General features: G+C 55.8%; 16 protein-coding genes. 7 read left to right on the top strand and 9 right to left on the bottom strand.

Annotated features, from left to right (window positions below; genetic code table 11):
* Positions 1 to 20: 20 nt before the first annotated feature.
* A complete protein-coding gene (locus tag DPA2511_RS00375; protein ID WP_012763712.1) occupies positions 21 to 731 on the top strand; it encodes a DUF3053 domain-containing protein in 711 nt (236 codons plus the stop codon).
* A gap of 101 nt (positions 732 to 832) precedes the next feature.
* Here DPA2511_RS00375 and DPA2511_RS00380 read toward each other — a convergent pair whose 3' ends face one another.
* The 3 genes from DPA2511_RS00380 to fdhD form a co-directional block, all read right to left on the bottom strand.
* Positions 833 to 2725, bottom strand: coding sequence for a methyl-accepting chemotaxis protein (locus DPA2511_RS00380; RefSeq protein ID WP_012763713.1), 1893 nt, complete (start codon positions 2723 to 2725; stop codon positions 833 to 835).
* Between the two features lie 592 nt (positions 2726 to 3317).
* Positions 3318 to 3944, bottom strand: a complete 627-nt coding sequence (gene sodA, locus DPA2511_RS00385; RefSeq protein WP_012763714.1) for a superoxide dismutase [Mn] — start codon at positions 3942 to 3944, stop codon at positions 3318 to 3320.
* A gap of 203 nt (positions 3945 to 4147) precedes the next feature.
* Positions 4148 to 4981 carry a formate dehydrogenase accessory sulfurtransferase FdhD gene (fdhD, locus tag DPA2511_RS00390; RefSeq protein ID WP_012763715.1) on the bottom strand — a complete coding sequence of 278 codons (834 nt, stop codon included), beginning with the start codon at positions 4979 to 4981 and terminating at the stop codon, positions 4148 to 4150.
* Positions 4982 to 5342: 361 nt separating this feature from the next.
* Here fdhD and exaC point away from each other — a divergent pair, with 361 nt between their 5' ends.
* Entirely contained in the window at positions 5343 to 6881 is a 1539-nt protein-coding gene (gene exaC, locus DPA2511_RS00395) for an acetaldehyde dehydrogenase ExaC (protein ID WP_012763716.1), read from the top strand.
* A 49-nt stretch (positions 6882 to 6930) separates the two neighbouring features.
* On the opposite strand, the gene DPA2511_RS00400 is transcribed toward exaC, so the two are convergent.
* The 4 genes from DPA2511_RS00400 to xylA all read right to left on the bottom strand — a co-directional run bounded on the left by DPA2511_RS00400 (position 6931) and on the right by xylA (position 11469).
* Positions 6931 to 7854 carry a GlxA family transcriptional regulator gene (locus DPA2511_RS00400; RefSeq protein ID WP_012763717.1) on the bottom strand — a complete coding sequence of 308 codons (924 nt, stop codon included), beginning with the start codon at positions 7852 to 7854 and terminating at the stop codon, positions 6931 to 6933.
* 79 nt (positions 7855 to 7933) lie between these two features.
* The gene (locus DPA2511_RS00405; protein WP_012763718.1) at positions 7934 to 8482 is read right to left on the bottom strand and encodes an isochorismatase family protein; all 549 of its coding nucleotides are present in this window, start codon (positions 8480 to 8482) and stop codon (positions 7934 to 7936) included.
* A gap of 132 nt (positions 8483 to 8614) precedes the next feature.
* On the bottom strand, positions 8615 to 10075 hold the full coding sequence (xylB, locus tag DPA2511_RS00410; RefSeq protein WP_012763719.1) for a xylulokinase: 1461 nt from the start codon (positions 10073 to 10075) through the stop codon (positions 8615 to 8617).
* A 74-nt stretch (positions 10076 to 10149) separates the two neighbouring features.
* Positions 10150 to 11469, bottom strand: a complete 1320-nt coding sequence (gene xylA / locus DPA2511_RS00415) for a xylose isomerase (RefSeq protein ID WP_012763720.1) — start codon at positions 11467 to 11469, stop codon at positions 10150 to 10152.
* 359 nt (positions 11470 to 11828) lie between these two features.
* Here xylA and xylF point away from each other — a divergent pair, with 359 nt between their 5' ends.
* The 4 genes from xylF to xylR all read left to right on the top strand — a co-directional run bounded on the left by xylF (position 11829) and on the right by xylR (position 16921).
* Positions 11829 to 12824 (top strand): D-xylose ABC transporter substrate-binding protein, encoded by a 996-nt coding sequence (gene xylF, locus DPA2511_RS00420; RefSeq protein ID WP_023638084.1) that lies wholly within the window; start codon positions 11829 to 11831, stop codon positions 12822 to 12824.
* Between the two features lie 82 nt (positions 12825 to 12906).
* Positions 12907 to 14448: a xylose ABC transporter ATP-binding protein gene (locus tag DPA2511_RS00425; RefSeq protein WP_012763722.1), complete on the top strand. Its 1542-nt coding sequence runs from the start codon at positions 12907 to 12909 to the stop codon at positions 14446 to 14448.
* Complete coding sequence (xylH, locus tag DPA2511_RS00430) at positions 14426 to 15598, top strand: xylose ABC transporter permease XylH (protein WP_012763723.1); 1173 nt, start codon at positions 14426 to 14428, stop codon at positions 15596 to 15598. The genes DPA2511_RS00425 and xylH overlap by 23 nt, the downstream gene beginning before the upstream one ends.
* Positions 15599 to 15733: 135 nt before the next feature.
* Positions 15734 to 16921, top strand: coding sequence for a D-xylose utilization transcriptional activator XylR (gene xylR / locus DPA2511_RS00435; RefSeq protein WP_012763724.1), 1188 nt, complete (start codon positions 15734 to 15736; stop codon positions 16919 to 16921).
* A 70-nt stretch (positions 16922 to 16991) separates the two neighbouring features.
* Here the strand turns inward: xylR and DPA2511_RS00440 are convergent, their stop codons facing one another.
* Positions 16992 to 17579, bottom strand: coding sequence for a DJ-1/PfpI family protein (locus DPA2511_RS00440; protein WP_012763725.1), 588 nt, complete (start codon positions 17577 to 17579; stop codon positions 16992 to 16994).
* Between the two features lie 183 nt (positions 17580 to 17762).
* On the bottom strand, positions 17763 to 18041 hold the full coding sequence (locus tag DPA2511_RS00445) for a metal/formaldehyde-sensitive transcriptional repressor (protein WP_012763726.1): 279 nt from the start codon (positions 18039 to 18041) through the stop codon (positions 17763 to 17765).
* 107 nt (positions 18042 to 18148) lie between these two features.
* Between DPA2511_RS00445 and DPA2511_RS00450 the strand changes: the two genes are divergently transcribed.
* Positions 18149 to 19255, top strand: a complete 1107-nt coding sequence (locus tag DPA2511_RS00450; RefSeq protein ID WP_023638085.1) for a nickel/cobalt efflux transporter — start codon at positions 18149 to 18151, stop codon at positions 19253 to 19255.
* Positions 19256 to 19262 lie beyond the last annotated feature (7 nt).

The raw sequence follows: 19262 nt of genomic DNA on the forward strand, positions 1-19262 counted from the left end.
ATACAACAGGAGTATCAGAGATGTTGGCGGATATCCGTTCACGCTGGCTGTTGCCAGTAATGATGTTTTTTATGGCATTGCAACTGTCTGCCTGTGGCGACAAGGACAAGGAGCAGCGTCAGGCGTTTATTGCGTTTCTGCAAGGGTTGCCGCAGGAAGGGCGGCAACTGCCGGAGCTTTCCGAACCGCAGAAACAGAGTTTTGGCCGCTATACCCAGGATTACGCGGTGTTGACGTCATTCAATCAGCAGTTGAATCAGGTGCTGGCTGATAGTCTGACGCCGATGCTGGACGAAGTGTCGCGTATCCATGTTCCGCAGGATTACATCAACCAGCGCGATAGCGTGCGCCAGACGGTCAGCGCGCTTAACCTGGTGAATCAGCAGGTGCAGAACGCCAAAGCGCAGGCGGAGAATGCCCGTCGTGCATTGAAACAGACGGAAGATCTGCAACCGGTGTTTGACAAGATTTATGGCCGCATTGTGGTTCAGCCCGCCAATGCGATGATAACCGTCGGGCCAGCCAGCGTTGCGTTTGCCCAGATGTTGGTGCAAATCGGCGATTATCTGCAGGCACAGGGCAATCAGGCCATTTTTAACGGCGCCAACGTGCAGTTTCGTACCCAGCAGCAGGTTGACCAGTACAACAATATGCTGACCGAGTTGACGGGGCAGCAACAGAAGCTGTTCACGCAGTTGAAATCTCAGTCGTTGCTGACATTTGCCCGATAACGACAGGTTTGCGGCAGTGATAACGGCGTGAGGGGAGCTCCTCACGCCGTTTTTTATGGCATTTTTAACGGTTGGCGCGATGCAGCGCACCGCTGGAAACGTCAGCGCGGGAGGGGCAATTGCCGCGGGCTGCCGGCAAACGGAAGGCCATGGGTTGCCGGCCCCAATTCCCGTCCCGAAGAGAGGCGGAATACAGAAACGGCATTCGACAGCAACACCGCCTGATCTTCGAGTGAATTGGCCGCCGCCGAGGATTCCTGTACCAGTGCGGCGTTCTGTTGCGTGGAACTGTCCATGCCCACTATCGCCTGATTGACCTGGGCGATGCCACGGCTCTGTTCGTCGGAGGCCATGGTGATTTCCCCCATGATGTCGTGGACATGCGTGACCGCCGAAACGATGTCATTCATGGTTTTTCCTGCCTTGTGCACCAGTTGCGCACCGTGGGAAACCTGTTCCACCGACGTAGAGATCAGCCCTTCAATTTCTTTGGCCGCCTGCGAACTGCGCTGCGCCAGATTGCGGACTTCGTTAGCGACTACGGCGAATCCACGGCCCTGTTCACCGGCGCGCGCCGCTTCTACGGCGGCGTTGAGCGCCAGAATGTTGGTCTGGAACGCGATGCCGTTTATCACCGATGTAATTTCTGCAATGCGTTTGGAGCTGCCTTCGATTTCGGACATGGTCTGCACCACGTTTTCCACCAGTTTCCCGCCTGATTGCGCCGTCTGCGTGGCATCCAGCACCAGTTTATTGGCGTGATGCGCGTTGTCGGCGTTTTGTTTCACGGTCGCGGTCAGTTGCTCCATGCTGGCGGCGGTTTCTTCTACCGCAGCGGCCTGCGCTTCCGTTCGTGCGGCGAGGTCATTGTTGCCGGTGACGATTTCGCTGGCGGCGGTAGTGATTTGGGTCACTCCCATACGAATATCGTCGATCATGTTGTGCAGATTGGCTTTCATTTTTGCCATAGCGCCGAGCAGCATACCCAGCTCATCGCGGCGTTGGGTTTCCACCGTAACGGTCAGATCGCCTGTTGCGATACGTTCGGCGATATTGACCGTTTGGTTCAGCGGGTGAGTTATCTGGCGGGAGATATACCAAGCTACCAGGACGCCTAGCAGTAGTGTGATTATCGACGTGATGGCTATCTGCCATTCAGCGTTGGCGATATCCTGCTGGGTGGATGTCGTTTCTTCGGTGACGAGCTTATCCACCTCTGACATCAGTTGTTCCGCAACGGCGCCAAGTTGGTTGCCTTGATTCATCTCTTCCTGATAAGCGGGAAGATAAGCCTGCACCCGTGTTTTGTACGTTGATAACGTGGATACCACCGGTGCGAGAATCGCCTGCTGTTCCGGCGACAGGATTTTCACAAACTGATCGGTGCTGCTGCGTGCGTCATCCAGTGCCGCCAGCAATGGTTTTTCAGCGTCACTATTCAATGACAACAGTAAGCCGCGCACCAGATAGCGAACAGTAACCAGTTTTTGATTTAGTGTTGTCAGTTGCAGTTGTTGGGAGAGATCGCCCGATGCGTTGATCTGTTGTTCCAGTTCTTTGACGGGCTTGTCGGCACCCGACAGGTTCCAGCTCTTTCTGACATCGTCTTTTTTAGCGACGGCATCAAGGTAGTTTTTCTGTTTTTCTTTATATTGGTCGATCAGTTTACTGATATTTCCCAATTTTCCGTCATAATCCGACCGCCAGGATTTTGTCTGAATGGACGATATTAATTTAATAACATTATCAATATGTGTGGTGTTTTCCTTCATGCTATCAGGACTGTAATTGGCGCTATAAAGCGCACGATAATAACGTGCCTGATTAACCTCATCACTGATTTGATTACTGAAAATAACTTTTTCAAAACGCCCTTTCAGTATTTCGATATAGCGCACACTGACGCCTGCAATGACAACGGTCAGCAACAGTACCAGTGCAAAACCGAACCCTAACTTTTTGCTAACCTTGATGTTCTCAAAATTTATAGCCATGTTTTTCTTCCACGTATGCCGCGTTCATTGAGAGAGGGCTGATAGACTCGTCATACGTCAAGTGGCAGGTAAGTTGGCTTGGTAACTCGACCATCTCTGGGGTTGGCCCTTTGGGGGCCGCCGTTGCTGCGTTCAAATCTGCTTTCGGCAGATTTGTCGCTCACCCGAATCACTTACCGCAGTCAGATCATCGGGATGTTCCCACTTGCCGTATTACAAGGCGCTCAATGACCCTTATCCTGAAAAGCCAATGTCTGACGTCGTTCAACACGCCAGCCGGTTGTCCTGCCGCTTGAATTATTCAAGGTATAGCCGGATCTCCGCCAACCCAAAAGATATTAATAATACTCAATAGTCCGTGATGTTATTTGGCGAGTCTTATCCGCACTAATTTTATGTATCCGCGTAGGATTGGTGCTGAATGCTCTCATCCATAAGCCGGGATAGCGTCAGAAATTAATGCGCTCAACGATGGCAAGCTTACAGGGTTTTTGTATCGGTTATGCGGTGAATAAAATAAGAAAGACCCGGCATAACGGCAGTTATTCCGGGCCTGAGGTATTACGCTAACGTGATAATCAGCGTGAAGTGATTATTTTGTGGCTTCAGCAAAGCGCTTGGCAGCTTCGTCCCAGTTGACGACGCTCCAGAAGGCTTTGATGTAATCCGGGCGACGGTTCTGGTATTTCAGGTAGTAGGCGTGTTCCCAGACATCCAGGGCGACCAGCGGGTAGCCGGACGCGCCGGAAATTGCTTCACCCATCAGCGGGCTGTCCTGATTGGCGGTGGACACCACGGCCAGTTTGCCGTCAGCTTTCAGTACCAGCCAGGCCCAACCAGAACCGAAGCGGGTAGCAGCGGCCTGCTCGAATTTTTCCTTGAAGGCGTCAACACTGCCGAAATCGCGTTCGATGGCAGCTTTCAGCTCGCCTTCCAGCGTGGTGCCCAGTTTCAGGCCTTTCCAGAACAGGCTGTGGTTGGCATGACCGCCGGCGTTGTTGCGCAGAGGGCCTTTTTTATCGGCTGGCAGTTGATCCAGTTTAGTGATCAGCTCTTCAGCGGACAGGCTGGCGAATTCCGGCAGGGATTCCAGCGCGGCGTTGGCATTGTTGACATAAGCCTGGTGATGTTTGGTGTGGTGAATTTCCATCGTCTGCTTGTCGAAATGCGGCTCAAGAGCGTCGTAAGCGTATGGCAGGGATGGCAGTGAATAACTCATGTTTAGCATCTCCATTATGTTGTAATGCGGAATGACCGTTGTTCGGCGCAAGCTTGTTAGCGCCGCGTAAGCATTAGGTTCATTATAGTTAATTAAATGATATTGAAAATGATTATTCGAGGTTGCGGCCAGCGCCTTATGCTCTTTTAGCCCTTGGATGCAAATGCTTATGCCAACAGCCGTCAACCTAACAACAAATCGGTCTAAGCCCGCAGCCGTTGCGGATGCGTATACACCGTGGCGCGACCGGGACGGCAGAAACCGACCAGCGTCAGATTACAGCGTTGAGCGACATCCACCGCCAGCGATGTCGCCGCCGAGACGGCGAAGAGAATTTCAACGCCGCACATAGCGGATTTTTGCACCATCTCATAGCTGGCGCGGCTGGAAACCAGCACTGCGCCTTGCTGCCAGGGCTGGCCGGCGCGCAGGCCAAGCAGTTTATCCAGCGCCACATGGCGGCCCACGTCTTCGCAGCCCCCTTGCAATTGCCCATCCGGCGCGATCCAGGCGGCGGCGTGGGTTGCGCCGGTGAGTTGCCCTGCCTGCTGTACATTTTTGAGCGCGTGCAACGCATTTTCCAAATGGGAAAGCGAAAAGGTCTGGGTAAAAGGCAGCGGCGAGATCGGTTTACCGATTTCCGCCAGTTGTTCGACGCCGCAGACGCCGCAGCCGGTTCGCCCGTCCATTGCCCGACGGCGTTGTTTCAGGCCGGCGAAGCGGCGGGAGGAGAGTTCTATCTGTACTTCGATACCGTTGCATACGGGGACGATGTCCATACCGTAGATTTCTCGCGGCGACTCGATGATGCCTTCCGACAGTGAGAACCCCAGCGCGAAGGGCTCCAGATCCTTGGGGGTCGCCATCATCACGACATGGGAGATCCCGTTATAAACCAGCGCCACCGGCACTTCTTCCGCCAGCCAATCCGGCTGCGCGTATTCGAGGCTGCCCTGATGTCGTACCTGACGTTGGCACGCGCCGGTTGCCGCATTCTGCGAAACGGTGGGCGGAAAATTATCGACGTTGCTGTTCACCCTGATTGTCTGCCTGTCATCGCATAAGTAGGTTGCCGCATTATTTCACCGCTGCCTGGTGGATGCGAACTTTTCTCCCGGAGTTGCGTACCTGCACGCAATCAGAGTAACGAGGTGTAACACTCTGGCTACAAACTGTGCGCTGTGTCGGAGAGTGAAGATTTCACCGTGGAACAGGCTGTTGTAATGGATAACGCGCTGTATATTCTTTAATCACTGTTACTGATTTGTTTTCGCTTTTGTGTCTTCCAGTGTTTTTCACTGTGGTCAGGGCGATCGCAGGCGCGCTGATCACATGGGTATAGCTGAGCCCCTACACCCCAAGCGGTGTTGCAGGCGGTGCATCACGAAGGAGAACGACATGACCATTGACGCTTCAGGCAGCCGGGTTGCTCCCGGTGAGTATGGATATGCGCTTAATCTGAAGAAACGTTATGACAACTTTATCGGCGGCGCATGGGTGCCGCCTTCCAGCGGCGAGTATTACCTCAACCTGACGCCAGTGACCGGGTTGCCGCTGTGTGAAGTCGCCAGTTCGAACACCCTTGATGTAGATCACGCGCTGGACGCGGCGCATAAAGCCAAAGCCGAATGGGGAGCGATGTCTGCCAGTGCGAGGGCGTTGATTCTTAATCGCATCGCTGATCGTATGGAGGAAAACCTCGAACTGTTGGCCAGCGCTGAAACCTGGGACAACGGCAAGCCCATCCGTGAAACCCTCAATGCCGACGTCCCGTTGGGCATCGATCATTTCCGTTATTTCGCCGCCTGTATTCGTGCGCAGGAAGGGAGTATCAGTGAAATCGATCACGATACCGTGGCCTACCACTTTCACGAGCCGTTGGGCGTGGTGGGGCAGATTATTCCGTGGAACTTCCCGCTGTTGATGGCGTGCTGGAAGCTGGCGCCCGCGCTGGCGGCGGGTAACTGCATTGTGCTTAAGCCCGCCAAACTGACGCCGCTTTCAGTATTGTTGCTGATGGAGTTGATTCAGGATTTGCTGCCGCCGGGCGTTCTCAATGTCGTGAATGGCGCCGGGGGGCAGATCGGCGAATATCTGGCGACCTCTCCGCGTATCGCCAAGGTTGCGTTTACCGGCTCTACCGAAGTCGGCCAGCAGATCATGGGCTATGCCGCCCAGAATGTGATCCCGGTGACACTGGAACTGGGCGGCAAATCGCCGAATATCTTCTTTGCCGATGTGATGGATCGGGAAGACAGCTTTTTCGATAAGGTGCTGGAAGGCTTCACGCTGTTTGCTTTCAATCAGGGCGAAGTGTGTACCTGTCCGAGCCGGGCGCTGATTCAGGAGTCCATTTACGAGCGTTTTATGGAGCGAGCCATCAAGCGCGTCGAATCCATTCGCGTGGGCAACCCGTTGGACAGCCAGACCATGATGGGGGCGCAGGTTTCGTCCGGCCAGTTGGACACCATTCTGAATTACATCGATATCGGCAAAAAAGAGGGGGCGCAGGTGCTGAGCGGTGGGCGTCGTAAAGCGCTGCCGGGCGATCTGGCGCAGGGATACTATCTGGAACCGACCATTCTTTTTGGCCACAACAGTATGCGCGTATTCCAGGAGGAAATTTTCGGCCCGGTGCTGGCCGTAACCACCTTCAAGACCATCGATGATGCTCTGGAGATCGCTAATGACACCCAGTATGGGCTGGGTGCCGGGGTCTGGAGCCGTAATGCCAACATTGCCTATCGTGTAGGCCGTGGCGTACAGGCTGGTCGTGTGTGGACCAACTGCTACCATGCGTATCCGGCACATGCGGCATTCGGCGGGTACAAACAATCGGGCATTGGCCGGGAAAATCACAAAATGATGCTGGAGCATTATCAGCAGACTAAATGCCTGTTGGTGAGTTACTCGGATAAACCGCTCGGCCTGTTCTGACGGGAAGAGTGTTGATTAACAGGGCTGCGTATGCAGCCCTGTCTGTTTATCAGCAGTGCTGTTGCTGCCGCTGCTGGGCCCGCCGTAGCTGACGGCCGGAAGAGAACCCAGCCATCAACGCGGCTTTTTCCACGCCAATGCCTTGCCTCAGGCGCTGTTGCGCGACGGCGATGCGTAACCGCTCGTGATACTCCCGGACGCTGATACCAGTTTGTTCGCGAAACAGGCGGGTCAAATGGCGGCTACTGACGTGAATACGATCAGCCAGCGCGTCGAGGGGCCAGTCGGCTTCCGGCTCCGCCGACATTAAATCCTGCGCCCGGTGTACCACCGGGTGGATATGGTTACGGTGTTGCAGCCAGGGTGAGAGCTGCTCGTCGCTGCCCGCTCGTCGGAAGTACACCACCATTTCTCGGGCGACCTGCAGCGATTGTTGCGCATCAAGAAAACGAGCGATCAGATGCAGGGTCAGGTCGATGCCGGCGGTGATGCCCGCACTGGTGTAAATACCGCGATCTTCAATGAAAATCCGGTTCTCTTTTACCAATGCCAGCGGTGCCTGCTGGATCAGCCGTTCCAGTACATCGTGGTGGGTGGTGCATTGGTAGCCATCCAACAGGCCGGCTTGCGCCGCCAGCAGGGTGCCGGAACAGATACAGGCCAGCGTCAGCCGCTGCGCACGCGAGGCTGGTTGCAGCCGACAGAGCCAGCGGCGTGCGATATCGGCTTGCGGTGTCGAAAAATAGTGTTGTGAATCAAAGACGCCAGGAACGATCAGAATCGCGCCTTCGGGTAGCTCATCCGGTAGTGGGGCAAGGTGGCTCAGCGTCATGCCGGTGGAGCATTGCAATTCAGCTTCCGGGCTGACGTAATGCAGCGAAAAGTGGCCGGCCAGCCGTAACGCTTCCGCCGGGCCTGCGACATCCAGCATCAGTACGCCGGGAAGCATCAGGAAGTAGACTTGTCGGCTCATGGTTGGGGCTCCTGCTGCATCTGATGATTGCCGCCACTGTGGCGGCAAGGTGCCGCTTCGCCGTCACGCGGTCGGCGAATTACGATGTTTGTTCCAGTTCGGCCAGACAGGCGTCCACACTGCGGATGGCGGCGAAGCGATCGATCAATACGGTTTCGGTGCGGTGTTTCAATTCGCCGCTACTTAGCGTCAGGCCGTCATGCGTCATTGGGAATGTCAGCGTGGCTTCTGTAACAAACGTTACCCGATAGCCCAGATCGGAGGCAACTCGGGCGGTGGTTTCACAGCACTGTTCGGTACGAATACCGGAAATAATCAGGTGACGGATCTCCTGCTGTTGTAACCAGGTCAGCAGGCCTGACTCGGTTAACGCATTATGTACGTGTTTGTGCACCTGGATGTCTGACCGATGTGTCAAAAAAGACTGACGGACGACATGGCCGGACGCCAGCGAAAAGGGGCCCTGCGATACATGGAAAACGTCCGCAATGGCGACGCCCTGACGTTGGCAGCCATCAATCAATCGCAGCAGCGCCGTCTGAAATGCCGGAACATCGCTCTCCGTCCAGAATGGACGGTGTAAAAAAGAGTTTTGTACATCAATGACTAACAATGCTGACTGGGCCATATCGGCTCTCCGGTGGTGGTGGTGAGTGGTCATGATGCAGCAGACGACCGGATGACTGAAGGCCAAATCAGGACATGATAGGGCTATATCTGGACGAGTTGCGGATAACAGCTCGTCCAGCCCATGGTGGGGTTATGACATCATCGGCAGCAGATGATGATAGAGCTGGCGGAAGACGCCGCGTTGTTCACCATAATGTGCGTGGCGCGCCGGATCCGGCGTATGGATTTGCTCTATCGGCAATTCGGGCAGCAGCGTTGCCAGCGGCTGATCCGGATTCATCGCGATCTGTGCCAGACGAGCGGCGCCAAGTGCCGGGCCCACATCGCCTCCCGTTCGGTACACCAGCGTTTTACCGCTGATATCCGCCAGCATTTGTCGCCAGTAGGCACTGCGCGCGCCGCCGCCAATCAGCGTAACGCGCTCAGGTTCAAGCCCGGTCATGTGCAATACATCCATGCCGTCCGCCAACGCGAAACCCACCCCCTCAAGCACCGCCCGGCCCAGCGCGGCCCGGCCATGCGAATGCGTCAGCCCCCAGAACGCCCCTTTTGCATGCGGATTGTTGTACGGCGTGCGCTCACCGGACAGATAGGGCAAAAACCAGATTGGGGTTGCCGTTTCGTCCTCGCCGGCTTGTTCCGCTTCGGTCAACAAGGCAGCCACGCTGTCGGCGTGGGTCAGCTTTGCCGCCCAGTCCAGGCAGGATGCGGCACTCAGTATGACCGACATCAGGTGCCAGGTAGCGGGCAGGGCGTGACAGAAACTGTGCACCGCATGCTGAGGGTTGCTGCGAAATCCATCGCTGACGGCAAAATAGACGCCGGACGTACCCAGCGACAACATCGCCTGACCGGCCTGATATACACCGACGCCGATCGCGCCAGCCGCGTTGTCTCCGCCGCCGGCAACGACCGGGACGGTCTTCATTCCCCAGCGGGCGGCGATATCAGCCCGCAACAACCCGGTGATACTGTTGCCTTCAAACAGCTCGGGCATCTGTTCACGAGTCAGCGCGCAGGCGTTGAGCAGTACATCGCTCCAGTCCCTCTTGGCGACATCCAGCCAGAGCGTGCCGGCTGCATCCGACATATCGCTGGCGAAGTCGCCGGTCATGCGGAAACGCAGGTAATCCTTGGGCAACAGCACTTTGTCCACCTGCCGGAAGATCTCCGGCTCATGCTGTTGCACCCATTTTAGCTTGGGAGCGGTAAACCCCGGCATCATCAGATTGCCGGTGATATGTTGGCAATCCGGCGTCAATTGCTCCAGTTCAAGACATTGCAGGGAACTGCGTCCGTCATTCCACAGAATTGCCGGGCGCAGTACCTGTTGTCGCCGATCCAGCAGCGTGGCGCCATGCATCTGGCCGGAGAGCCCGATCGCACGTACCGCGCTAAGATCATGTTGTCTCGCCAACTGCGTCAATACGCCATCGGTCGCCTGCCACCAGTGTTCCGGATCCTGTTCTGACCATAAAGGATGGGGTCGGGATAGGGTCAACGCGGCGCTCTGACTGGCGATGACTTCGCCGTCTTCCCGCAGAAGAACGGCTTTTACACCCGACGTTCCCAGATCGATACCTATGTACATAACGCCTCACTGTTTGTGTTTGTGCGGTGTTGGCGAGTTCAACCGTAGCCGGATGGCATGCCGAACGGACAGCATCAGCCGTACAGATAGCGGTTGACCAGATTCTCCAGCATTTCCTGGCGGCCGCTCCGGTGCTGGGGAGCGAGCTGGTGGCGTTCCGCATAGTGCGCCAGCGTTTCCAGCGAGGCATTACCTTGCAGGATCTGTTGGCCCAGTTCACCGTTCCAGCCGGAGTAACGCTGCGCCACCTGCCGGCTCAACACGTTATCCTCGATCATGCGCGCCGCCACTTTCAGCGCCAGCGCCAGCGTGTCCATCGCGCCGATGTGGGCGTGGAACAGATCGTAACGATCGGTGCTTTGGCGGCGCACCTTGGCGTCGAAGTTCAACCCGCCGGTGGTGAACCCGCCCGCCCGCAGGATTTCATACAGTACCAGCGCGTTTTCTTCCACGCTGTTAGGGAACTGGTCGGTATCCCAGCCGAGTTGCGGATCGCCGCGGTTGGCGTCCACCGAACCGAAAATGCCGAGCGCGATGGCGGTGGCGATTTCATGGTGAAAGGAGTGGCCCGCCAGCGTCGCGTGATTGGCCTCAATATTGACTTTGATGTCTTTTTCCAGCCCGAACTGTTTCAGGAAACCGTAGACGGTGGCGACGTCATAATCGTACTGGTGCTTGGTGGGCTCCTGCGGTTTGGGTTCGATCAGCAGCGTGCCGCGAAAGCCAATCTTGTGTTTATGTTCCACCACCATCTGCATGAAACGGCCGATTTGTTCCCTTTCCTGACGTAGGTCGGTGTTCAGCAGGGTTTCATAGCCTTCGCGTCCCCCCCACAGCACATAGTTTTCTCCTCCCAACTGCAAGGTGGCGTTCATGGCGGTGAAGACTTGCGTCGCCGCCCAGGCGAACACTTCCGGATCCGGATTGGTGGCGGCGCCGGTGGCGTAACGCGGATGGGTGAAGCAGTTGGCGGTGCCCCAGAGCAGCTTGACGCCGGTATCCTGCTGTTTAGCCGCGAGAATATCGGTCATGGCGGCGAAATTGCTGCGATACTCCTGTAACGACGCGCCTTCCGGCGATACATCCACATCATGGAAGCAGTAATAGGGAACCCCCAACTTCTGAAAGAACTCGAATGCGATGTCCGCCTTGGCGCGCGCCAGAGCCAGAGGATCCCCGCTGCCTTGCCAGGGGCGGGTAAACGCGCCGGCGCCGAACATATCCGCGCCGTTCCAGCAGAACGTATGCCAGTAACACACCGCGAAGCGCAGGTGGTCGGCCATCCGTTTACCGAGAATGTCCTGTTCGGGATCATAGTGACGGAAAGCTAATGGGTTGCTGCTGCCCTGACCTTCAAAGCGGATTTTTTCTATCTGATCGAAATAAGCGTGCATTCTCATCTCCTTGGAAATTTTCCCGACAGACGGGACACTGCTTAATTATTCGTATCGATATTTGGGCGGCTCAATTACGTTATTTTACACTGAAATTAAGATAATTATTAAATGTGCGCGTGTTCTCAAAAATGAATTAATAAAATTTGCAAACCTGCTCGGAATAGCTACGTGAAAAAACAGAGTTAACAAGCGTAAAATATGACCGCTATCAAAAAATAACAATTAAACCAAAAATCGTAATCAAGGGATGAAAATCAGCAATTGATGCTCTGTGCTTTTCGCGTCAACAATTCCGATGAGCACGGGATTTACCTGTCAGGGGTTCCCTGCATTCAAATAACGAAAGGTACTCAATGATGAAAGTGAAATACATTTTGCTGTCAGTCTGTGCCGTTATCGCTACGCTGGGTCAGCCGGGATTCGCCAGAGAAGTGAAAATTGGTATGGCGATCGATGATTTAAGGCTTGAACGCTGGCAAAAGGATCGGGATATTTTCGTGCAGAAAGCGGAAACGCAAGGGGCGAAAGTGTTTGTACAGTCCGCGAATGGCAATGAGGAAACCCAGATATCGCAAATAGAAAATATGATTAATCGCGGCGTCGATGTGCTGGTTATTATTCCCTATAACGGCAAGGTCTTAAGCAATGTTATTGCAGAGGCTAAACGCGAAGGAATAAAGGTACTGGCTTATGACCGTATGATTAATAATGCGGATATCGATTTTTATATTTCGTTTGATAATGAGAAAGTAGGCGAATTACAGGCCCGATATCTGGTTGATAAAGTGCCTCAGGGAAATTATTTTTTGATGGGCGGATCGCCGGTTGATAATAATGCCAAGCTGTTCCGCGAAGGGCAGATGAAAGTATTAAAACCGTTAATTGATAACGGGAAAATCAAAGTGGTTGGCGACCAATGGGTGGACGCCTGGCTACCGGAAAACGCCCTGAAGATCATGGAAAACGCATTGACGGCCAATAGCAATAAGGTCGATGCCGTCGTGGCCTCGAACGACGCTACGGCCGGCGGCGCCATTCAAGCGTTGGCGGCGCAGGGGCTGGCGGGCAAGGTGGCGATCTCCGGTCAGGATGCCGATCTGGCGGCCATTAAGCGAATCGTCGCAGGCACCCAGACCATGACGGTCTACAAACCCATTACCAAACTGGCGCAGGACGCCGCCGATATCGCGATTTCGCTGGGCGAGGGGAAAACGCCTTCGTCGAACGCCACGCTGAATAACGGCAAGAAAGCCGTTCCTTCCTTCCTGCTGACGCCGATCCCCGTGGATAAGAACAACATCGACAGTACCGTAGTCGCTGACGGTTTCCACAAAAAATCGGATGTGTACTGAGGGGCGTGGGGCGTGGGGCGTCGCCGTCGATGGCGATGTTGTCCATTGACGGCAGAGACCGCCGGTAAAGGGGGAGTGCATCGTGCCTTGTTTGCTGGAAATGAAAAATATCACCAAGACTTTCGGTGCCGTGAAAGCCGTGGACAACATCAGCCTGCAGCTTGATGCCGGGCAGGTGTTGTCGCTGTGCGGAGAAAACGGTTCCGGCAAGTCTACGCTGATGAAAGTGCTGTGTGCGGTATATCCGCACGGCAGCTATGAAGGCAGCATCCGGTTTGCCGGCGATGAATTGCGGGCTGCGCATATCCGCGACACCGAACAGAGGGGGATTGCCATCATTCATCAGGAACTGGCGCTGGTCAAAGAGATGACGGTGCTGGAGAACGTGTTCCTCGGCAATGAATGGTCGCATTTTGGCGTGATGGATTACGACGCCATGTATCTGCGCTGTCAGACGATGCTGGAACAGGTAAAGCTGGATGTCGACCCCAACAGCCGCGTGGGCGATCTCGGGCTCGGCCAGCAGCAACTGGTGGAAATTGCCAAAGCGCTCAATAAGCAGGTGCGGTTGCTGGTTCTGGATGAGCCGACGGCATCGCTGACCGAGAAAGAGGCCGCGGTACTGTTGAATATCGTGCAGGATCTGCGTCACCACGGCATCGCTTGCATCTACATTTCCCACAAGCTGAATGAGGTCAAAGCCATTTCCGACATGATTTGCGTCATTCGCGACGGCAAGCATGTCGGCACTTACCCGGCGGCATCGCTTGGCGAGGAGCAGATCATCGCCATGATGGTCGGCCGTGAGTTAACCGAATTGTACCCCGGCGAACCGCACGATATCGGTGACGAAGTGTTGCGGGTGGAGCACTTGACCGCCTGGCACCCCGTCAACCGCCATATTCGTCGGGTGGATGAGGTGTCGTTTTCGTTACATCGCGGCGAGATCCTGGGGATTGCCGGCCTGGTCGGTGCGGGGCGTACCGAGACTGTACAGTGTGTGTTCGGCGCTTATCCGGGGCGCTGGCAAGGGCGGGTTCTGGTGGAGGGAAAGCCGGTCACTATCCGTCATTGTCGGGACGCCATAGCGCTCGGCATCGCCATGGTGCCGGAAGATCGCAAGAAAGACGGTATCGTGCCGGTAATGAGCGTGGCGCAGAACATCACGCTGGCGGCGCTGGAACAGTTCACCGGCGGCGGGTCTGTGCTGGATGATGCGCGAGAGCAGAATTGTGTTCGTGAGTCTATTGCCCATCTCAAGGTGAAAACCTCGTCGCCGGAACTGGCGATTGCCCGTCTGAGCGGCGGCAATCAGCAGAAAGCCATTTTGGCGAAATGTCTGCTGCTGCACCCTAAAATTCTGATTCTGGATGAACCCACGCGCGGCATCGACATCGGTGCGAAATATGAAATTTATAAACTTATCAATCAATTGGTTAAACAAGGGATTGCCATCATCGTCATTTCTTCCGAATTGCCCGAAGTATTGGGCTTGAGCGATCGGGTTCTGGTGATGCACCAGGGACGTATCCGGGCTGATCTGCCTAATCAGGGGTTAACGCAGGAACAGGTCATGGAAGCCGCGCTGAGGAGTGAGCATCATGCTGAAAACGTCGCTGTCTGAACGGCCGAACGCTCTGGCCGTGCCTCGCCGCGCCAAAAATTTTCATCTGCAGGTCTACGTGATGATTGCAGCGGTCGTCGCCATCGGGTTGTTCTTTACGTTGATGACCGATGGGGCCTATTTGAGCGCCCGTAATATTTCCAACCTGCTGCGCCAGACGGCTATCACCGGCATTCTGGCGGTAGGCATGGTTTTCGTCATTATTTCCGCGGAGATCGATCTGTCGGTCGGTTCGATGATGGGGTTGCTGGGGGGCGCGGCGGCGATCTTCGACGTCTGGTTTGGCTGGCCGCTGCCATTGACTATCGTTGTAACACTGTTGCTGGGATTGTTGCTGGGGGCGTGGAACGGCTGGTGGGTCGCTTATCGTCGGGTGCCGTCTTTTATCGTGACGCTGGCGGGGATGCTGGCATTTCGCGGCGTGCTGATCGGTGTGACTAGCGGCACCACGGTGTCCCCCACGTCGCCCGCCATGTCCCGGATTGGCCAGAGTTATCTGCCGGATGGCGTCGGTTTCCTGTTCGGTGTGCTGGGGTTGCTGCTGTTTGTCGCATGGCAGTGGCGCCAGAGACGCAGCCGTCAGCGTCTGGGGTTGCCGGTGGCCCCGTCATCCGCCGACGTCGGCCGTCAGGCGTTGATGGCGGCCGTTGTGTTAGGCGCCATCTATTTGCTCAACGATTATCGTGGTGTGCCCACGCCGGTCTTGCTGTTGACGTTGATTATGCTGGCGGGTGTTTTTATGGCGGCCCGTACCGCGTTCGGACGCCGGATTTATGCGGTGGGCGGCAATCTGGATGCGGCGCGATTATCCGGCATCAATGTTGAGCGTACCAAGCTGGCGGTATTCGCCATCAATGGGTTGCTGGTGGCGGTGGCCGGTCTGGTGCTCAGCTCCCGTCTCGGCGCTGGGTCGCCGTCGGCGGGGAATATCGCCGAACTGGATGCCATCGCCGCCTGCGTTATCGGCGGAACCAGCCTGGCCGGCGGCGTCGGCAGCGTAGCCGGCGCGGTGATGGGGGCCTTTATCATGGCGTCGCTGGATAATGGAATGAGCATGCTGGATGTGCCCACGTTCTGGCAGTACATCGTGAAGGGCGGCATTTTATTGCTGGCGGTATGGATGGATACCGCCACCAAGCGTAAAGCCTGAGACGCATTCAGCGATGTGGCCGGGCGGCGCGATCCATCGGGTACTCGAGGCGCTTCGCAAAATGGGGAAATTCATTTTCTGGCCGTAAGCAGGCTGTGCTATTCAGGAAGGCTCCGTTCGGATGAGATGCATCACATGTTTGAGAAGCGCTATCGAATTACGCTGTTGTTCAATGCCAACAAGGTTTACGACCGGCAGGTCGTGGAAGGCGTGGGGGAATACCTGCAGGCTTCGCAGTGTGATTGGGACATTTTTATCGAAGAGGATTTTCGCTGTCGCCTGGAAAACATCGGCGACTGGCTCGGTGATGGCGTGATCGCCGATTTCGACGATCGAGACATTATCCGCCGGCTGGCGGATGTCTCGGTGCCGCTGGTGGGGGTGGGCGGTTCTTATCATGATCCTGCGGATTATCCGCCAGCGCACTATATCGCCACCGATAACCACGCGCTGGTGGAAAGCGCGTTTATGCATCTGAAACAAAAAGGGATTCACCGTTTCGCCTTTTACGGTTTACCGGCTGAGGCGGGCAAGGGATGGGCGCAGGAGCGGGAGTATGCCTTCCGGCAGCTGGTGGCGGCGGAGCAGTATCAAGGCGTGGTTTATCAGGGAATGGAAACGTTGCCGGATAACTGGCAGTACGCACAGAACCGTCTGGCTGATTGGGTGCAGACGCTGCCGCCGCAGACCGGCATTATCGCTGTGACGGATGCCCGGGCTCGCCATTTGCTGCAGGTTTGCGAGCATCTGAATATCCCGGTGCCGGAAAAGTTGTGCGTCATCGGTATCGATAACGAAGAGTTGACGCGCTACCTGTCTCGGGTGGCGTTGTCTTCCGTAGTACAGGGAACGCGCCAGATGGGGTATCGGGCCGCGAAGTTGCTGCATCAACTGCTGTTGGCGTCACAGCCGTTGCCGTTGCAGCGGATTCTGGTGCCGCCGGTGAGGGTGGCGCAACGCCGCTCTACGGACTACCGTTCGGTGCATGATCCGGCGGTGATTCAGGCGCTGCATTTCATTCGTCATCACGCCTGCCGCGGTATCAAGGTGGAGCAGGTGCTGGATGCGGTTGGCCTTTCCCGTTCCAATCTGGAGAAGCGCGTTAAGGATGAAACCAACCAGACGATTCACGGCATCATTCATAGAGAAAAACGGGATCGCGCCCGTAATTTGCTGGTTTCCACGTCGTTGTCCGTCAATGAAATTTCGACAATGTGCGGTTATCCGTCGCTGCCGTATTTTTATTCCGTGTTTAAGAAGGACTACGGCATGACGCCAAAAGAGTATCGGAAACGGTACGGCGAAGGGGATTACAGTGACTGACGTCGCTTGGCAACGTGACTGAAAGGCTGCATGGTCATGCAGCCTTGGAAGAGGGTCTCTGACAGACAACTCAGGCGTGGGCTGTTTCCTTAACACGCCAGGAGTCATAGTAAATGTGCTCAACCTGGTAGTTGATGTCGTCGGTGTTGCCGGTCAGCCGGTGAGCGATGGTGAAGGCGAAATCAAATGCCACACCCAGCCCTTTACCGCTGATCAGATTGCCATCCTCCACCACATTCTGGTCGACATATACGCCGTCCGTTACGTCTTTCCATAGATCGCCGGAACAAACATAACGCCGGCCTTTCAACAAGTTGTGGCCGCCCAGTACACGAGCCGCTGCGGAGCAAAGCGGGCAAATCAGCCGGCCGGCATCGTCATGACGGCGGATAAATTCAGCGACCAGCGGGTTAGCGGCCAGATTTACCGTGCCTTGCGGCCCTCCGGGGATCACCACTGCGTCGAACAGGGTATCCATATTGCGTTCCAGCAGTGCGTCCGCAAACATGCGGATATTGTGATAACTACGCAGTTCCAGCATGTCCTGGCAGGACAGCGTCATGACCTCTACTTGAGTGCGGTGCAGGGCGTCGATGACCATGACCGCTTCTGCTTCTTCGAATCCGGGCGCCAGCAGGACGGCGACTTTCTTAGCCATAATATCTCCAGCAATCGGGGGAGTTGATGCTCGCAAGGATAGCAAATAAATAGCTAAAAAATGAAACTACGTTTTGAATCTGTGCCTTGTATCGCGTAACGCGCGCTGAATATTGATGGGTATTGCAAACCGAAATCATCATGAAGCGAGTCTGCGGATCGCAGACTCTGTAGACGCGGGGGGTTACTTAAGGTATGAGCGGATGACCGCCACGATCGCATCCAAATCCGTTTCCCGTTCTGCGGGGTCTGCATTTTCGTTCATCAAATGTACCCGAATGTGCCCTTCCAGCACCTCGCTCATCAGACCATTTACTGCACCGCGGATGGCGGCGATCTGCTGGAGTATTTGCAGGCATTCGCTGTGGCCGCTATCCAGCGCTTTTTCCAGCGCTTCCGCCTGGCCTTTTATGCGTCTGACTCGGGTCAACAACTTCTTTTTGTCTTTAATCGTATGAGGCATGAAATACTCCGGGGTTGTCTCATAATATACTGGGGTATAGTATAAAACTGATTCTCATTTCCTTTCACTCTATCCAGGCATGTAAACGCCGGACACGGATGCTCACTATGACTGATTTCGTCTCTCTTTTGCAGCAGGGCGTAGCCAATGCCTGGCTGTTTATTCCCAGCGCGGTGTTGCTGGGCGCATTACACGGTTTGGAACCCGGTCATTCGAAGACCATGATGGCCGCGTTTATTATTGCCATTCAGGGGACGGTGCGGCAGGCGATCATGCTGGGGCTGGCGGCTACGCTGTCGCATACCGTCGTAGTCTGGTTGATCGCGCTGGGCGGCATGTATTTGAGCAACGCCTTTACTGCGGAAGCGACGGAGCCCTGGTTACAACTGTGCTCTGGTTTCATCATTCTTGGCACGGCGGCCTGGATGTTTTGGCGAACCTGGCAGGGGGAGCGGCAATGGGATACGCATCACCATGAGCACCACCACCATGAGCACCACCATGACGAGCAGCGTATCGTCGATACCGGCCACGGTCGGGTGATGCTGACGATCATTGAAGAAACCGGTGAACCGCGCTGGCGACTGACAGCGTTATCCGGTGCGCAGTGGGCGGCGGAACAGGTATACGTAGAGACGGAACGGTCGGCAGGCGAACGACAGCGCTTCTGTTTTGTCGAGCGCGAGGGGTATCTGGAGTCGGCGCAGACCATCCCGGAGCCGCACAGTTTTCTGGCGTCTCTGACCCTGGGCCACGGCGACTATCACCATGATTACCCATTGGTCTTTTCCGACGACGGGCATGGACAACCTGTGGGGCATAACGACGAATATCAAGACGCCCATGAGCAGGCTCACGCCAGCGAAATTCGCCGCCGGTTTGCCGATGGGCGGGCAACCAATGGCCAGATTTTATTATTCGGGCTGACCGGCGGGCTGCTGCCTTGCCCGGCGGCGATCACCGTCTTGTTGTTGTGTCTTCAGGTGAAGGCGTTTTCGTTGGGAGCGGCGTTGGTGGTGTGCTTCAGCATCGGGTTGGCGCTGACGCTGGTTGCCGTCGGCGTGGGAGCGGCGATCAGCGTGAAGCAGGTCAGCCGACGCTGGTCGGGATTTTCGACGCTGGCGCGTCGTGCGCCTTATTTTTCCAGCCTGCTGATTGCTCTGGTCGGCGCCTATATGCTGGTTCACGGCGCTGGTCGATTGAATTTCTTCTAATCTGCGT

The sequence above is a fragment of the Musicola paradisiaca NCPPB 2511 genome (genome assembly GCF_000400505.1).
GTDB classification, from domain to species: domain Bacteria; phylum Pseudomonadota; class Gammaproteobacteria; order Enterobacterales; family Enterobacteriaceae; genus Musicola; species Musicola paradisiaca.